The sequence below is a fragment of the Vibrio mediterranei genome, assembly GCF_900088415.1.
GTDB lineage: Bacteria > Pseudomonadota > Gammaproteobacteria > Enterobacterales > Vibrionaceae > Vibrio > Vibrio mediterranei.
This window is the reverse complement of sequence record NZ_FLLQ01000002.1, coordinates 195,851-211,171: the sequence shown is the minus strand read 5'-3', so window position 1 is coordinate 211,171 and position 15,321 is coordinate 195,851. Positions and strand designations below refer to the sequence as shown.

At 42.4% G+C, this 15,321-nt stretch carries 15 protein-coding genes; 6 read left to right on the top strand and 9 right to left on the bottom strand.

What is annotated here, in order from left to right:
- Positions 1-18: 18 nt before the first annotated feature.
- The 3 genes from VME0621_RS07035 to VME0621_RS07025 form a co-directional block, all read right to left on the bottom strand.
- Positions 19-327 (bottom strand): hypothetical protein, encoded by a 309-nt coding sequence (locus VME0621_RS07035; RefSeq protein ID WP_038226055.1) that lies wholly within the window; start codon positions 325-327, stop codon positions 19-21.
- Between the two features lie 207 nt (positions 328-534).
- Positions 535-1,935, bottom strand: a complete 1,401-nt coding sequence (asnS, locus tag VME0621_RS07030; protein ID WP_006073720.1) for an asparagine--tRNA ligase — start codon at positions 1,933-1,935, stop codon at positions 535-537.
- 124 nt (positions 1,936-2,059) lie between these two features.
- Positions 2,060-3,679: a methyl-accepting chemotaxis protein gene (locus VME0621_RS07025; RefSeq protein ID WP_062457280.1), complete on the bottom strand. Its 1,620-nt coding sequence runs from the start codon at positions 3,677-3,679 to the stop codon at positions 2,060-2,062.
- Between the two features lie 361 nt (positions 3,680-4,040).
- Here VME0621_RS07025 and VME0621_RS07020 point away from each other — a divergent pair, with 361 nt between their 5' ends.
- From VME0621_RS07020 to queD, 4 genes are read left to right on the top strand one after another with little or no spacing between them, the layout of a single operon-like run.
- Entirely contained in the window at positions 4,041-4,628 is a 588-nt protein-coding gene (locus tag VME0621_RS07020; RefSeq protein ID WP_197498251.1) for a hypothetical protein, read from the top strand.
- Complete coding sequence (locus tag VME0621_RS07015) at positions 4,618-5,643, top strand: glycosyltransferase family 2 protein (RefSeq protein ID WP_031494411.1); 1,026 nt, start codon at positions 4,618-4,620, stop codon at positions 5,641-5,643. The genes VME0621_RS07020 and VME0621_RS07015 overlap by 11 nt, the downstream gene beginning before the upstream one ends.
- A complete protein-coding gene (locus VME0621_RS07010) occupies positions 5,636-6,769 on the top strand; it encodes a hypothetical protein (RefSeq protein ID WP_062457285.1) in 1,134 nt (377 codons plus the stop codon). The genes VME0621_RS07015 and VME0621_RS07010 overlap by 8 nt, the downstream gene beginning before the upstream one ends.
- Positions 6,770-6,828: 59 nt before the next feature.
- Positions 6,829-7,191, top strand: coding sequence for a 6-carboxytetrahydropterin synthase QueD (queD, locus tag VME0621_RS07005; protein ID WP_006073712.1), 363 nt, complete (start codon positions 6,829-6,831; stop codon positions 7,189-7,191).
- An 81-nt stretch (positions 7,192-7,272) separates the two neighbouring features.
- Here queD and VME0621_RS07000 read toward each other — a convergent pair whose 3' ends face one another.
- The 4 genes from VME0621_RS07000 to VME0621_RS06985 all read right to left on the bottom strand — a co-directional run bounded on the left by VME0621_RS07000 (position 7,273) and on the right by VME0621_RS06985 (position 11,149).
- On the bottom strand, positions 7,273-8,634 hold the full coding sequence (locus tag VME0621_RS07000) for an L-serine ammonia-lyase (RefSeq protein WP_006073710.1): 1,362 nt from the start codon (positions 8,632-8,634) through the stop codon (positions 7,273-7,275).
- An 89-nt stretch (positions 8,635-8,723) separates the two neighbouring features.
- Entirely contained in the window at positions 8,724-9,974 is a 1,251-nt protein-coding gene (locus tag VME0621_RS06995; protein ID WP_062457288.1) for an aromatic amino acid transport family protein, read from the bottom strand.
- Between the two features lie 227 nt (positions 9,975-10,201).
- The gene (locus VME0621_RS06990; protein ID WP_062457290.1) at positions 10,202-10,795 is read right to left on the bottom strand and encodes a CoA pyrophosphatase; all 594 of its coding nucleotides are present in this window, start codon (positions 10,793-10,795) and stop codon (positions 10,202-10,204) included.
- Between the two features lie 18 nt (positions 10,796-10,813).
- A complete protein-coding gene (locus tag VME0621_RS06985) occupies positions 10,814-11,149 on the bottom strand; it encodes an Hpt domain-containing protein (RefSeq protein ID WP_062457293.1) in 336 nt (111 codons plus the stop codon).
- A 309-nt stretch (positions 11,150-11,458) separates the two neighbouring features.
- Here VME0621_RS06985 and VME0621_RS06980 point away from each other — a divergent pair, with 309 nt between their 5' ends.
- Positions 11,459-12,328, top strand: a complete 870-nt coding sequence (locus VME0621_RS06980) for a sigma-70 family RNA polymerase sigma factor (RefSeq protein WP_038225860.1) — start codon at positions 11,459-11,461, stop codon at positions 12,326-12,328.
- A 14-nt stretch (positions 12,329-12,342) separates the two neighbouring features.
- On the opposite strand, the gene VME0621_RS06975 is transcribed toward VME0621_RS06980, so the two are convergent.
- A complete protein-coding gene (locus tag VME0621_RS06975) occupies positions 12,343-12,723 on the bottom strand; it encodes a hypothetical protein (protein ID WP_062457296.1) in 381 nt (126 codons plus the stop codon).
- Between the two features lie 108 nt (positions 12,724-12,831).
- Positions 12,832-13,185 carry a hypothetical protein gene (locus VME0621_RS06970; protein WP_062457299.1) on the bottom strand — a complete coding sequence of 118 codons (354 nt, stop codon included), beginning with the start codon at positions 13,183-13,185 and terminating at the stop codon, positions 12,832-12,834.
- Between the two features lie 159 nt (positions 13,186-13,344).
- Between VME0621_RS06970 and VME0621_RS06965 the strand changes: the two genes are divergently transcribed.
- Positions 13,345-15,318, top strand: a complete 1,974-nt coding sequence (locus VME0621_RS06965) for an EAL domain-containing protein (protein ID WP_062457302.1) — start codon at positions 13,345-13,347, stop codon at positions 15,316-15,318.
- Positions 15,319-15,321: the final 3 nt, after the last annotated feature.

Below are 15,321 nucleotides of genomic sequence, written 5' to 3'. Positions count from 1 at the left end.
GCTGCTTAAGAAGTCGAATTAGTCATCATGACCTTTAAGTTCATGTTCCGATTCAACAGCTTGAGTTTCTAGATCTGGATTTTGCGTTAGCTTGTCTTTTAGCCATTCGTTAAGATGCTTAACAATAGCGGTTGTTGCATGCTCTTTTGTTGCGCTTTCATTGTCATCCACTTCTAGCGCTTGTTTTGGGTGCAATCCGGTTTCATCTTCGGCAACATGTAGCCAATCAGGATGCCAGTAATATGGTTGACCACTTGAAGCTTGCCATTTATGAACGCCGTCTGATTCACCATAGTATTCAATGTCTTTTACTGTAAATTTTCCCATCATGAGCCCTCGTTCTATATAAAGTTTACACTTTAAATGTAGTGCTAATAGGATGAATTACCAACTGAATATTCGATTCGAATTTGCAAATTAAGCATTCAATTATCTGCTCTTGAATTGGCATGTGATGAAACAAAAAAGACCACCAAAAGAGGTGGTCTTTAAATTGGATTCTATCTCAGCTCGTAAGAGCAAAATGAGTAAGAATTAGAAGTTCGCGCTGCGTGGTGCACGTGGGAACGGAATCACATCGCGGATGTTTGCCATGCCAGTCACGTAAGATACTAGACGTTCAAAGCCTAGACCAAATCCTGAGTGAGGTACTGTGCCATAGCGGCGAAGATCGCGGTACCAGCTCATGTGCTCAGGGTCGATACCCATTTCTACCATACGCTTGTCTAGAAGTTCTAGACGTTCTTCACGTTGAGAACCACCGATGATTTCACCAATGCCCGGTGCCAGTACGTCCATAGCCGCTACTGTTTTACCGTCATCGTTCATACGCATGTAGAACGCTTTGATGTCTTTCGGGTAATTCTTAACAACAACTGGTGCGTTGAAGTGCTCTTCCGCTAGGTAGCGCTCATGCTCAGAAGACATATCGATACCCCATTCAACAGGGAACTCGAACTCTTTACCTGAATCAAGCAGGATTTGAATTGCGTCAGTGTAGTCTACTTGCGCGAAGTCAGATTCTACAAACTTCTCTAAACGAGTAATCGCTTCTTTGTTGATGCGTTGAGCAAAGAACTCAAGATCATCACGACGTTCTTCCAATACCGCTTTGAACACATATTTCAGCATATCTTCAGCCAGTTTCGCTGCGTCATCAAGGTCTGCAAACGCGACTTCAGGCTCAACCATCCAGAATTCCGCTAGGTGACGGCTAGTATTTGAGTTTTCAGCACGGAAAGTTGGGCCGAATGTGTACACTTTGCTTAAAGCACAAGCATATGCTTCAGCGTTAAGTTGACCAGATACCGTCAGGAATGTTTCTTTACCGAAGAAATCTTCGTTGAAGTCTACATCGCCTTGCTCTGTCAATGGCAGGTTCGCCATATCTAGCGTAGAAACGCGGAACATCTCACCAGCACCTTCTGCATCAGAAGCCGTGATAAGTGGTGCAGACATCCAGAAATAGCCTTGCTCGTGATAAAAGCGATGGATAGCTTGAGATAGGCAGTTACGTACACGCGCAACAGCACCAATAACATTGGTACGTGGACGCAGGTGAGCAACTTCACGCAGATACTCGATTGAGTGACGTGTTTTCGCCATCGGATAAGTATCAGCATCTTCAACCCAACCAACAACCTTAACGTCTGTCGCTGCAAGTTCGAAGTCTTGACCTTTTGCTGGAGACTCTACGATGGTACCTGTTACTTCAACAGAGCAGCCTGTTGTTAGCTTCAGTACTTCATTCTCGTAATTATTAAGATTATTAGGGACCACGGCCTGAATCGGGTCGAAACAAGAGCCGTCGTAGATGGCAAGGAAAGAGATTCCAGCTTTGGAATCACGACGTGAACGGATCCAGCCGCGTACAGTGACTTCACTGTCAACAGCTAGCTTACCGCTTAGTACGTCAGTTACAGGCGCGTAAGTCATGTTATTAATCTTCTCCATGGAGGTAACAATACAACCCAATGACTTTGGCTAACATTTAGCCAATTCATTGGGTTGCTACTAAATTTCTTTTCAAAGGGACATATTACCTGTCAATTTTTACGGTTCAACCTTTATTGTGGTTATTCAGCATAAATTGATTCAGTAACGTATCGAGTTGGTGGGAGAGTTGCTGCAAATCCATGCTAATTTGGTGAGTTTGAGTCGCCGAGTCCGAGGCTTCATTGGCATGCTCACTAATTACGACGGTTTTTTGACCAACGTTTTCGCTGGTTTCTCGGTTAGCTTGTATTTGCTCTTGCACTTGACTAGCGATGTCAGTCGTAGCCTCAATTTGAGATACAACGGTCTGCATTTTATCTGCAAGTGCTTGAACCTCATCCGCTCTTTGGTGAGCTGTTTCGGAGACGTTTCGAACCGCTTGAACGGAATGGCTACTGCCTTGTTGGAATTTGGCAATGATATCTTCAATATCATTAGTCGCTTGCGTGGTTCTGCTAGCCAGAGAGCGAACTTCATCTGCTACAACCGCAAAACCACGCCCTTGCTCTCCAGCTCGCGCAGCTTCAATAGCAGCGTTTAGTGCAAGCAAGTTTGTTTGGTCTGCGATTCCTTTGATTGTCGACAGAATTGCTGAGACTTGCTCTGTCTGTTCATTAAGCTCAGAGATATGAGAGGAGACTTGGGTAATATCTTGTACCAACGATTCGATATCATTACTTGCAGATTGAGCTTCGGTGCTGCTCGCTTTTGTCAGTTCACACGTCTCTTGCATCAACTGCGATGCGCGTTCGGTTGCGTCACTAACAGTGGCCTGTTGCTGTTTCAGCATCTGCATGTTGGATTCTACTGCCGCGGTTTCATCAAGCTGACGTTTGGCGATAGATTCGTTATTTTCGGCAATGCTTGTTAGTTTGTCTGCATTTGAACTGACAGTTTGCGCCGTAGATTGCACTTTAGTCAGGCTATCTGAGACCGTGTCTAGAAATGCATTGATGTCATTAGTTAAATCACCGACTTCATCATTTTGTTTTTGCGATAACCTAATGGACAGATCTTTGCTGCCACTTACACGAGTCATAAATTTGGATGTTGTCTGGACTGGCCCAACAATAAATCGACGAGCAATAAATATCGTTGCTAAGTAACCAAGAAATGCGATGGCAGCCATAATCGCGACAGCAATAGCGGTTCGCTTATTGATGAATCCATTGACTTGATTCAGGTTGTATTCGATGCGAATGGCACCCAATACTTCGCCTTCTTTTGTCATGTGGCAGGTAACGCAATTTGTACCTCGATAGTTGGTACTTGCTTCCATTGGCAGGGCAACGACTAGGCCGCTTCCCCAATCTGCTTTGAACGGCTCTATAACCGTTTCGCCATTGAGGGCACGTTTATCGATGTCATCGACCGCCACTTGGTTTTCTAAACCTTGTACATATAGCTTGGAAACAGCATCTCCTCTAAGAACACGAACGTTTTCAATATTCTCCTGAGCTAGTGCTTTATTTCTCAGCGTTTCTTTTTGAGACATGGTACCTGTGAGCATCATCATGTTTAAGCTATCGAAATAGTTACTTGCTTTGTCATGAAGTTGTTCACTGAGGACTGAATAGATGAGATCCCTTTGTTGGTTATATTGATAAGTTGTCGAGATAATAACCACTGTTCCAAAGACCAATATAAGCGCTATTAAAAGTTTATTTGTAATTGTTAGACGCATAGTTTTTATTGTTAATGATATGGGCTGACAGAGTGAATATTAAGTTAACTTACCGGTGCTCTGGAAGGCATTTGTTGGTAAAACCTCGAAAAGCTCATGGTTTTTTATGCAACTAATCTTGGAATTGAGAAATGAGACAAATATAAGTTGAGTTGGTATATGTCCGTATGAATTTAAATTGGCGGTGAAATAGAAAGCACGGATGAATGGTAGTTTGTACCCTATGCTCAATTATCGGTTAATCAAATCTTAATAAGCTTCTGACTATATGTTGACAGTCTAGTCGTGGTGCAGGAGTAAAACATCATAAAATGTAACTAGTTGTAAATTAATTATGACCGAACAAAATCTCGAAAACACAATGTCTAGAGGCAATGTTAAAGGTAAAGAGTGTCGACTTAGAATAGGTCTAATTGCCATTCTGATTACGTTGTCTGGCTACTATTTGTGGGTTTTATATTTAGCGGCAACACCTAATGTAACGGTAGGTTATCAAACGTATTACATTGATAAAGCGACGCTTTTTTGGGGCAAGGATAATAACAACTTAGTGCTGCCTTTGTCAGGGATTATTGAGCCCGGAGAACAGTCCCCATTTATTAGTCGTGAAGGCTGGAACTACGATTTACACACCGAGCTTGAGCGTAATAAAAACGAAGGTAGGAGACTGGTTCATTCTGGCGGTGTGTATTTTAACTTTGACCAAAATCCAACTCGTTCCGTGTATGTAAAAATTGATCTAGCGAAAAGCATTACTGAGCCCGTTTACGTTTCCATCGATGGTGAACATAAGACACGATTGGAGCCTATCGGTCAGCTGTCTCTTGCAGCTACATTGCCCGCAGCAAATATCGATGCGGCGCGTCCCATCCAATATATGCAATTTGAAACTCCGGCGAGTCTAACGGTCACCAAAATAACGATTAAGGACGGGGCTGATGAAAAGTAGCAACGAGTTTAGTTTATCCATATTAGTTCCCGTGTTTAATGAAGAAGAGTCGATCATACCGTTTATTGATGCGCTGGATAATGCCCTCAATGGAATGCGTCATCAATTAGATATTGTTTTCGTCAATGATGGTAGCTCTGATCGAACTCGTACGGTTATTGAAGAATTGATAGGCAAAGATAAACGGGTCACTTTAGTGAATTTGGCCCGAAATTTCGGTAAAGAAGCGGCGATGACAGCAGGTCTTGATCATGTTAGAGGTGATGCGTGTGTCATTATGGATGTTGACCTTCAAGACCCTCCTGAACTCATATTAGAGTTTGTTAAAGAGTGGCAGACAGGTGAGTGGGACACTGTTTATGGCGTGCGCGAAGATAGAAGCAAAGACACGTGGATGAAACGAGTCTCTGCTGGTGGCTTTTATCGAGTCTTCAACTGGCTCGCATCAGAAACAACCTTGCCGGAAAATGCAGGTGACTTTCGTTTGATTGATCGAGTAGTGATAGAGGCGATGCGTCAACTACCGGAGAGAAATCGCTTTATGAAAGGCTTATTGGCTTGGGGGGCATTTCGTTCTAAAGGGATTACTTTTAAGCGTCCTGAAAGACATGTTGGTGAAACCAAATTTAATTACTGGAAGTTGTGGAATTTTGCAGTAGACGGTTTACTGAGTTTTACTGCATGGCCGTTGCGAATATGGGGATTTGTAGGGTGTGTGATTTCTCTACTCGCTTTTCTGTTTATGCTAAAGATAGTGATTGGCGCAACCTTCTTTGATATTAAGACTCCGGGATATGCCTCGACTATTAGTGTTGTACTTTTCTTAGGTGGCATTCAGTTGATCTCGCTTGGCATTATCGGCGGCTATATCAGCAGAATGTATCGTGAAATGAAACAGAGACCAATTTACCTTGTAGAAGGAATATATGGTCAATATGACAAGAGAAATAACCCAGAACAACCCCCTCTATCCGGGACGCAGCAAGTCGAGAAAGTGAGTTCAGTCCATGCATAATCCAAACTCTTCAATAATGTTAACCAAAAACCAATGGATAACACTCTTGCTGGCAGTGATCACTAGTCGTATCGTTTTTGCCGCTTTTGGTTTAATAGGAACGTACTCATTCAACCCTGAAGCGATCAAGGACATCGATATTTGGCATCAAATGTGTCGCTTTGACTGTGTATGGTTTAGGCGAATAGCGGAAGATGGTTACGCGCTAGTGCCTAGCTATATGAGGCAAAGCAACGGAGCTAACTGGGCGTTTATGCCCATGTCCCCCTATCTCGCGAAAACAGTGAATTACGTCGTTAATAACATCAACCTGTCATTGGTCTTAGTGTCTAATGTGACCCTCATTGCTGGCACTGCTGCTTTAGTGATGGCATTGAAACAGATGAAACTCAGCAATAATGCGCAAGATACGGCAATATGGTTAATGTGCTTCTCGCCTTATACGGTTTATTCATTAGCGGGCTATTCTGAGCCGCTGTATATTGCCTTGGTAGCAGGACTCTTCATTGCTTGTTATCGCCAGAATTGGTTATTGGTCGCTGTATTAGGGATGTTAGCTGCAGTGACGCGAAATCTAGGTGTGATGTTAGTATTCTCTGTACTCATTATTGGCATCCAGCACTATGGGTTAAGTAGTTTTTATCGATTTAAAACTCGCGGTTTGGCGGTTATTGCGGCTATTTGGGTCATCCCATTAGGCTTCTTTACTTACATGGCTTATTTGTACTTCCATATGGGAGATGCATTGGCATTCGGTCATATTCAAGTGGCGTGGGGCAGAACCTTTAGTAATCCATTTGTTTGGTTGGAATATGGATTTGAAAGAGGTGGTCCAAAGCTCTATCTCACCATTGTTTCTTTACTTGGCTTCGCACTTAACGGCTATCTAATCTACAAAAAACGTTATGCTGAAGCGCTATTTATGTTTATCAACTTAGTGATACCTTTATCATCGGGTGTCAATGCGATGCCGCGTTATATCTTTGGTTTGTATCCTACTTATCTGGCGATTATCTTGCTGCTTGAATCTTACCCAAGAGCAAAAATGCCAGTGCTGTTGTGCGGTGCAGCCATGTCGACATTTATATCTATCGGGTTTTTCTCGTCGTCGTTCTTTACGGTATAGCTTGAGATAGAGCTCGGTTTTCAGTAGGATTGCGTGTCATTTTTTAACAGAGATATCCTATGAAAACTGAGTTGTATAAAGAGTTCATGTTCGAAGCTGCGCATCATCTTCCGCATGTGCCAGAGGGCCATAAGTGTGGTCGTCTGCATGGACACTCTTTTTTAGTACGTCTCTATGTTGAAGGTGAAGTCGATCCGCATACTGGTTGGGTAGTCGATTTTGCAGAGATCAAAGCAGCATTCAAACCAATTTACGATCGTTTAGACCACTACTACTTGAACGATATTGAGGGATTAGAGAACCCTACCAGTGAAGTACTGGCCAAATGGATTTGGGGGCAGCTTAAGCCTAACCTACCGCTATTGAGTAAAGTAGAGATCAAAGAAACGTGTACTGCAGGTTGTATCTACAAAGGCGAATAAACCGCTAGCTGCTAAACGTTACTATGACCATAAAAAAACCGAAGCTCAGGCTTCGGTTTTTTTGTTATTGGAATTTGTCTATTAGCAAACAACCTTGATTGCCAAACCACCTTGAGAGGTTTCACGGTATTTAGCATTCATGTCTTTACCCGTTTCAAGCATAGTTTCGATAACTTTATCCAATGACACACGAGGTGCTGAAGCACGGCGAAGCGCCATTCGAGTCGAGTTAATAGCCTTAACCGCTGCAATACCATTACGCTCGATACAAGGTACTTGAACTTGTCCAGCAACTGGGTCACAAGTTAGACCGAGGTTGTGTTCCATTGCGATTTCAGCTGCCATACAAACTTGTTCAGGGCTTCCACCCATAAGTTCAGCAAGACCTGCCGCCGCCATAGAACAAGCAACACCAACTTCACCCTGACAACCTACCTCTGCACCAGAAATCGATGCATTTTGTTTGTACAATCCACCAATTGCGCCCGATGCAGCGAAGTAGCGGATGTAGTCTTTTTCAGTCACGGTTTGGATAAACTTGTCGTAGTAAGCAAGTACCGCTGGAATGATGCCACAAGCACCATTGGTCGGAGCGGTAACAACGCGACCACCTGCTGCGTTTTCTTCGTTTACAGCAAAAGCAAACATATTCACCCAGTCAACTACTGACATAGGGTCAGTTGTGGTTTTTTCTGATGTGATCAATTGTTGGCGAAGTGCTGCTGCACGACGTGGAACACGCAGTGGACCAGGCAGAATGCCTTCAGTGCTCATGCCGCGTTCCATACACTCACGCATTGTTTTCCAAATATTAGCGAAGTACGTACGAGTCTCTTCATCTGAGTGTACAGCGTGCTCATTAGCCATAACCAGTGTGCTGATTGATAGGCCATTTTCTTTACACAGCTCTACCAGTTCTTCCGCTGAGTTGAACTCATAAGGAGCTTTTAATGCTGATACTTCTTCTTTCCCGAAGTGCTCTTCATCAACAATAAAGCCGCCACCAATAGAGTAGTAAGTTTTTGAATACGCTTTTTCGTCATCGATCCAAGCGTGGATCTGCATGCCGTTTTCGTGAAGCTCTAAATTAGTGGAGTGGAAGTTCATGCCGCCGTCACGAGGAAATGAAACGGTGTGACAGTGCATGCCAACTGGAAGACGCTCTGTTTCTTCAACACGGGCAATGAAACTTGGGATGGAGTCGATGTCGACTTTTTCTGGTGAGTTACCAGCCAAACCCATAATGATTGCGATATCTGTGTGGTGACCTTTCCCTGTCAGTGATAGTGATCCATAAACATCTACAGTGATCTTGGTGATGTCTCTTAGCTTACCCATTGAACGTAGGTCGTCGATGAACTCTTTACCAGCTTTCATCGGGCCTACGGTGTGAGAGCTTGAAGGTCCAACACCAATTTTGTAGATATCAAAAACACTGATCATACTGATTTACCTCTAGAAAAGCCCCCAAAGTACATGGAGGCTTATATTATCGTTATTGTTTAACCGAGATGTTCAACTGACGAAGTCAATTAAAAAGCGCCGTAGATTACAGAAGTAATCGCTGCAATACCACAGATTGCTGTAAAGATTTGTACAGGTGCTGAAGTTTGGAACTTAGCCATAGCCGGTACTTTCTTCATTGCGTATACAGGCATTAGGAATAGGATTGCCGCAATCATTGGCGCGCCCATTGTTTCAATCATGCCTAGGATGCTTGGGTTGATGATAGAAACAATCCAAGTAGTAATAACGATAAATAGTAGAGATGCTTTCTCGATCTTAGAAACTGGTGCTTTAGAACGAGACTTACCTAGACCTACAAGACCTTCGTGTGCACCTAGGAAGTGACCAAAGTAGCTTGAAGTGATTGCGGCGAACGCAACAACAGGACCAAGGATAGAAATCAGTGGAGACTCGTGAACGTTAGCTAAGTAAGAAAGAACAGAAATGTTTTGCTCTTGTGCAATCGCTAGTTGCTCTGGAGATAGAGATAGAACAACAGAGAATACGAAGAACATTACAAAACCCATTAGCATCATCGCTGCACCGCCAGTGATCATGTCAGTCTTCTTAACTGCATCTTCACCGTATACACGACGCTGTTCTTTAGAGAACTGGCTGATAATTGGGCTGTGGTTGAAAGAGAAAACAATGATTGGAATTGCTAGCCAGATAACTGCTGGCATTGAACCCCAGTCAGGGCTAACGCTCATCATTGAAGTATTCCAATCTGGGATTAGGTATACAGATAGAGCAAGTAGGATGAATACTAGTGGGTAAACCATCGCGGAAGTCGCTTTCAGCATAAGCTCTTTCCCGAATACTACACCACAAGTCATTGCTGCAATCAGACAGCCTGAAAGCAACCAGCGTGGGATAGATTCCATACCCATTTGGTTCACTAGGAATGAATCAACTGTGTTTGTGATACCTACACCGTAGATTAGAACGATTGGATAGATAGCGAAGAAGTATGCAAAAGTGATGAGGTTCGCACCAGTTTTACCAAAGTGTTCTTCTACTGTGTCGGTAATATCTGCTTCTGGGTTCTTAGCAGAAAGAACGAAGCGAGCTAAGCTTTTGTGTGCAAACCAAGTCATTGGTGCTGCAATTAGGGCTAGGATAACTAATGGCCAAAAACCGCCAGCACCTGCTTTGATTGGAAGGAAAAGTACACCAGCACCAACCGCTGTACCGAATAGAGAAAGAGCCCAGGTGAAATCCTTATAGGTCCACTTAGACGAAGAACGGCTAGTTGCCGCAGTAGTTGTGGTAGTCATAGTTTGTTACTCATTTTGGGAACAGGAAATAAGTCGGGGGCATTTTGCATGCTTTTCTCACGTGAAAATTAGATCTAGGTCATGATTTGTAGCGGGATATTGATACTAATGATGGATTCGTTATTTGGGTCACGTTTTTTACGTGCCAGAGATTAGATTGACTATTGCAATGCATTAGTAAAACTAATGCTAAATAACGCAATCGATTGGCTGGTGTTGGTGGTCTGTTAACTAAGTTGCAGCTGTGTTTGTAAACTTTCAATTATTTGTGCGGTCACTCCCCAGATGAAGTGCTCTTTATATGGAATAGAGAGAACGCGGTGTGATTTTCCACGCACAATAAACTGCATTGTTGACATGTTTTCTGGGTGAGCGAGAAACTCAAGTGGTACCTCAAATAGAAAATCCACTTCATTAGCATCTATCGATGGGCGGTAATTACTGTCCACAAATGCAAGAACGGGTGTCACGTTAAACTGGGTAACGGTGACCAAGCGAGGGAGATGACCGATGACGGATACTTCGTCATAGCGCACGCCTATTTCCTCTTCAGCCTCGCGAAGAGCTGTGAAGGTTGCGTTTAGGTCATCTGCTTCAACTTTTCCTCCCGGAAAACTAATTTGTCCCGGATGATGCTTCAAATGGCTTGCGCGTTTCGTCAATATGACATGAAGACGCTGATTTCTTTCAACTAAGCCGATAAGAACGCTCGCTTCCCTGAGCGCTGATTGATCAAGATGTTCCGTCCTCGATTTAGAACCAGCATGATAGCCCGCTAACTGATGTAACTGAAATCGTTCTAAAAATTCGTGCTTAGTCATTGGTGCCTTACTGCTTAGTTATACGGCGGAAGCGAGATATTCGTTGATTTGTCCCTTGATAACATCGAGCTCTTGAACAACAAACTGAATATCTTCGCTGTTAGGAGCATCACTGTTTCTGGTTAAACCTTCTATAGCTTCGAGTTTTTCGACGGCCTTAGTTTCACCAAAACTAGCTAGTATGCCTTTCAATGAATGGGCGGTAATAAATAACTCACTCCAATTTTGTTCGTTGAACAAAGTTTGGATTTTTTCCGCACCATCTTCGTGTTCTTCCATAAAAGCCATGAATACAGCGGCGATGATATCGTCGTCATTATCCATGTAGCCGCGCAAGACCTCAAAATCTATCATTGTAGCGTCCCTGTTGTTGTAAAGAATGAATAAGTGATGTTCCTCAGTAGATTACCTACCAACTTCAGATAGTTACAAAAATAGTATAGTTCATAGAAAATTAAAATCTGCAGAAACAAGAGATCTAAACTTGAATGACCACAAAACCAAATTTCTAATACTTTTCTACTATTTTTAAGGAAATTATGCTTATTCGATAGGACTAAATTTTGATGCATAGCATAAACGCGTCTATGCTTATTCGTGCGACTTAGATCACATCAATAATAATTAATTGGCTAGGAGCAGCGCCATACAAAGGAGCTAATCATGAGCACAAGGACAGAAAGGCTTAGCAAGCAATATGAAGAGCGTGGTTCGGACTTCTACTCAAAATATATCCATGACGTTGTGGGTATTGATCTGCTATCACCGGAACAAGAGTATCACTATGCGACGTTAGCGCGCAGAGGTGACAAGGCTGCTCGAGACGTTTTAATTGAATCCAATTTACGTTTAGTTGTGAAAATTGCCAGAAATTATACGAAGAGGGGGCTGAGTAATCATACTATTCTTGATCTCATCGAAGAAGGCAATTTAGGACTGATTAAAGCAATTGATAAATTTGAACCCGAGAAAGGATTTCGTTTTAGTACCTACGCGGTCTGGTGGATTCGAGAGAGTATTGAGTCGTCGTTGATGAACACGGGACGAACAGTTCGCTTACCCGTGCATGTTATCAAGGAAATCAATCGACTGTCGAAACAGACAAATGAGATTATTGCCGACCTTCAACGTCCTCCTTCAGTGAAGGAGATTGCTGATAAAACGCTGAAATCTCAGGCACAAGTGAGTGACTTGATCCATATGAGCGGATTTATAGAATCCAGTTCGTCAGTTGACACTATAGATAAAGAGTTTCAAAGTTTAGAAACTTGTCGTTCTGAAGCTATCCCAGAACCTTATGACTTATGCCACAATGAAAAATTGTTGAAGAGTCTGGAAAGCGTTGTACTTTCTCTGCCAGAAAAATACCGTGATATCGTGATTCACCGCTTTGGTTTATTTGGCAAGGAAGTACTTACATTGGATAATCTGGGAGAAATGTTTGGACTGTCGAAAGAGCGAGTTCGTCAGTTGCAGCAAGAAGGGATTCAAAAATTACAGAACAAACTAAAATTTGATGGCTGGATCAACTAGTTCAAGTAGCATAGTTAGTGAATCTTTAAATCATTTTCTACTTGTTTTAATAAGAGCGTTAATCTCGCTTTGGAGCTTGATGGCTTCATTGTCGTCATTAAACGTTTGAACGCGGCTCTGTATACTTGATTCTTAATAACAAGCATCAGAGTCGTTTCTAACTTTTTCAAACGAGCGGCACTCTCGCCAGTGTCAAATGAAAGTTCATCGAATTTGCTGGATAGACTTGATTTGTGCTTTTCAAAGCACGGCGCATATCCTGATAGATACCAAGCTTCGACCATTTCCCTAACTTCTATTTCTTCGAGTGGTAATTCACTTTCGGTAAAGTCCACTCGCTCAGGAAGTGATTGGTTATACTCCGTATCGAAAATATCGTTTATATACTTATACATACCTATCTACGGTAGCAGTATGGCTAACGTCCGCTATCTATTGACAATATTAAATATAATCTAGCTAAATGAAAATTAAAAGCAATTCCATTTGGTGGTTGATTAATCCTATGACTTTACGCCTACATGTTTTGTTAGCAAGTATTCCAGGTAGGCTTTCTCAATTGAACCAAACCGCCACAATGAGGCAACCCGCTTTGCTGCGAAGTAGTAGGCTTTGTGTTTGAGCAATGTGTTCAAGATGACACTAAGCCGAGAAAAGTTGTTGGCGTGCCACCAGAAGTCTAATTTCGACTTTTTAGCAGTTTGAAACGGCCTCAAACCAGTATCAATCCAACATCGAAGTATTTCTCTTATTTCGAGCTCTTCCTCCGGAATATCGCCGCTCACCAATTGTCCTTGAAGAGGAGGCGTTATCCGATATTGTTCATCGTACACGTCATTGACATAAACGTACTGCATGACTTGCTCCTTTTCTCTCAGATCTAGTGAACAAGCTAGGAATAAATTTGGTGTATTCAACTTTTAATTCATCACCTAAGTTAACTTGATTTCATATTCCTATTACCTAGTTTACTTTTGAACACGTTGTTGGCAGATAATTATAAAAGTGAGAAGCGAATGCTTTCTACCATGCATGACGAAAAGAAAACTTTTTGGTCGGAAGATCTCTCTGAGATTACCTCGGTAATTTCTAAAGGAGAGTTCTGGCAGAAGGTTTTGCATTGTGAGACAAAACGAACCACAGTGCAGCCACCATCAATTGACTATATAAACCAAATTCTATTGTTGATTAGGGATGTCCAGTTCAATGGTCTACCTGCGGCCGTTCCCATTGCCCTTGAGACTACCTCAGAAGATTTGTTTATTGTTAAGTTCGAAATCTATCTAATTTTGGACAACAAAGTAAAAGGAAGTGTTGAGCTTCTATCTCAATCTCAAGCCCAAATAAGCTTATTTTCCATGATTGAACACTTGCTCGACGACCCGCATCGAGGTGTGTTAGTGACCGATCAAAACCATAATGTGCTCTTCACAAACAACCGATTGTGCTACGAGCACAATATTTCTCCTATCAGCGTTTTGGGCAGAAACATAGCGGATATTCAACTGCTGCAAAGTGATGCTAACCATATGGACGTATTCAAAGGAAGAATATCTCTAACCAATCGATGGCAAGGAGCCGTTATCACCCGAGCGAGAGACTCTCAAGTTCGGCTAGAAACAATCAGTGTAAAGAAAGTTGAGTTGTCTGATGGTAAACATATTTTTGTCTACATTTTCTTCGGTGAAAATTTTTCTGAAAATACGGCCAACAGCTCGGTAAATACGAACTTTCAGGAAGAGACAGCACAGGATGAAGCGTCTTTTAGAAAAAGTGCAGCAGAGCTGTCAAAGAAGAATGGCAAGCATATAGTGATCAGCTTTAAGCCTCATTTCTACAGTGAGCTGGAAAAAGAATCACGTGGCAAGGTCCTCGCAGCATTGAAGTCGTCACACGATAAAGCAAGTTCCGGCTATTTAGGGCGCAATACTTTCGTAGCACTGGTAAAAATACGTGAAAGTGATGTTGAAGACTTGGCCACTATTAACACGTGTATTAAGCAGTTTTTTAAGGGTATGCGAAAGTACTTAGATGACCATTTAGTGAATGATATTGCTGATGGTCAAGTTGGCGTTGCCCTTCATGGCTTTAATGGTTGTGGTATCGACGAAGTGATATCGCAGTCGGTACAAGCGATGTTTGTCCATGATTCTAAAGTGAGTAGCGTCAATTTCTATGATGAAAAACTGGTTCAAGGCAATATACGCAGAAAGCGTTTGGAGCAGCTACTGATTGACGCGATCCGCAATAAATCCATTGACGTCAACTTTCAACCAATAGTTGATACCCATACTGGAGAGATCGTAAAACTGGAGGCGCTGTGTCGATTTCGCTTTCAGGATATGTCTTACACGGTTCAAGAGATGATACACCTAGCAGAAGAGCTTAATCTGATATCGGCTCTTGATTTGATGGTGGCAGAGCGGGCGATTGAAGAATTTGTGGGTATTACTTCTGGTATCTCTAAAAAGCTCTCGTTGTCACTAAATTGTTCAATTGCCGAATCAGGCCAGCCTTCGATTCATTTAGCGGAGTTATTTGAGCTTATTCAACGATCGCCAGTAGCCAATGACGATGTGACTATTGAAATTACAGAAACTGCCTATTTCGAAAACAATGCCTATAACGCCAACTTGCTAGAGAAAATTCGTTCAGCTGGAATCAAGATAGCGGTTGATGACTTTGGGACGGGTAGCTCTTCATTCTCATACTTCAACGACTTTCATTTTGATGAACTTAAAATCGACCGCAAGTTCATCACCAATATCAATGAGGTTAAGCAGAAATACTTTGCCGTTAATATGTTGCGTCAGCTCTCACACGACTTGAATATTAAAGTCGTCGCTGAAGGTGTAGAAAAAGTGTCGGAATTGGAGACGTTAAAGTCCATTGACGTGGACTATATCCAGGGCTACTTCTTTTATCGCCCCTTGACATCAAGTCAGGTACGAGACGTTCTTAAGTATGCTTCTGACACTAAGCGACACTAAATT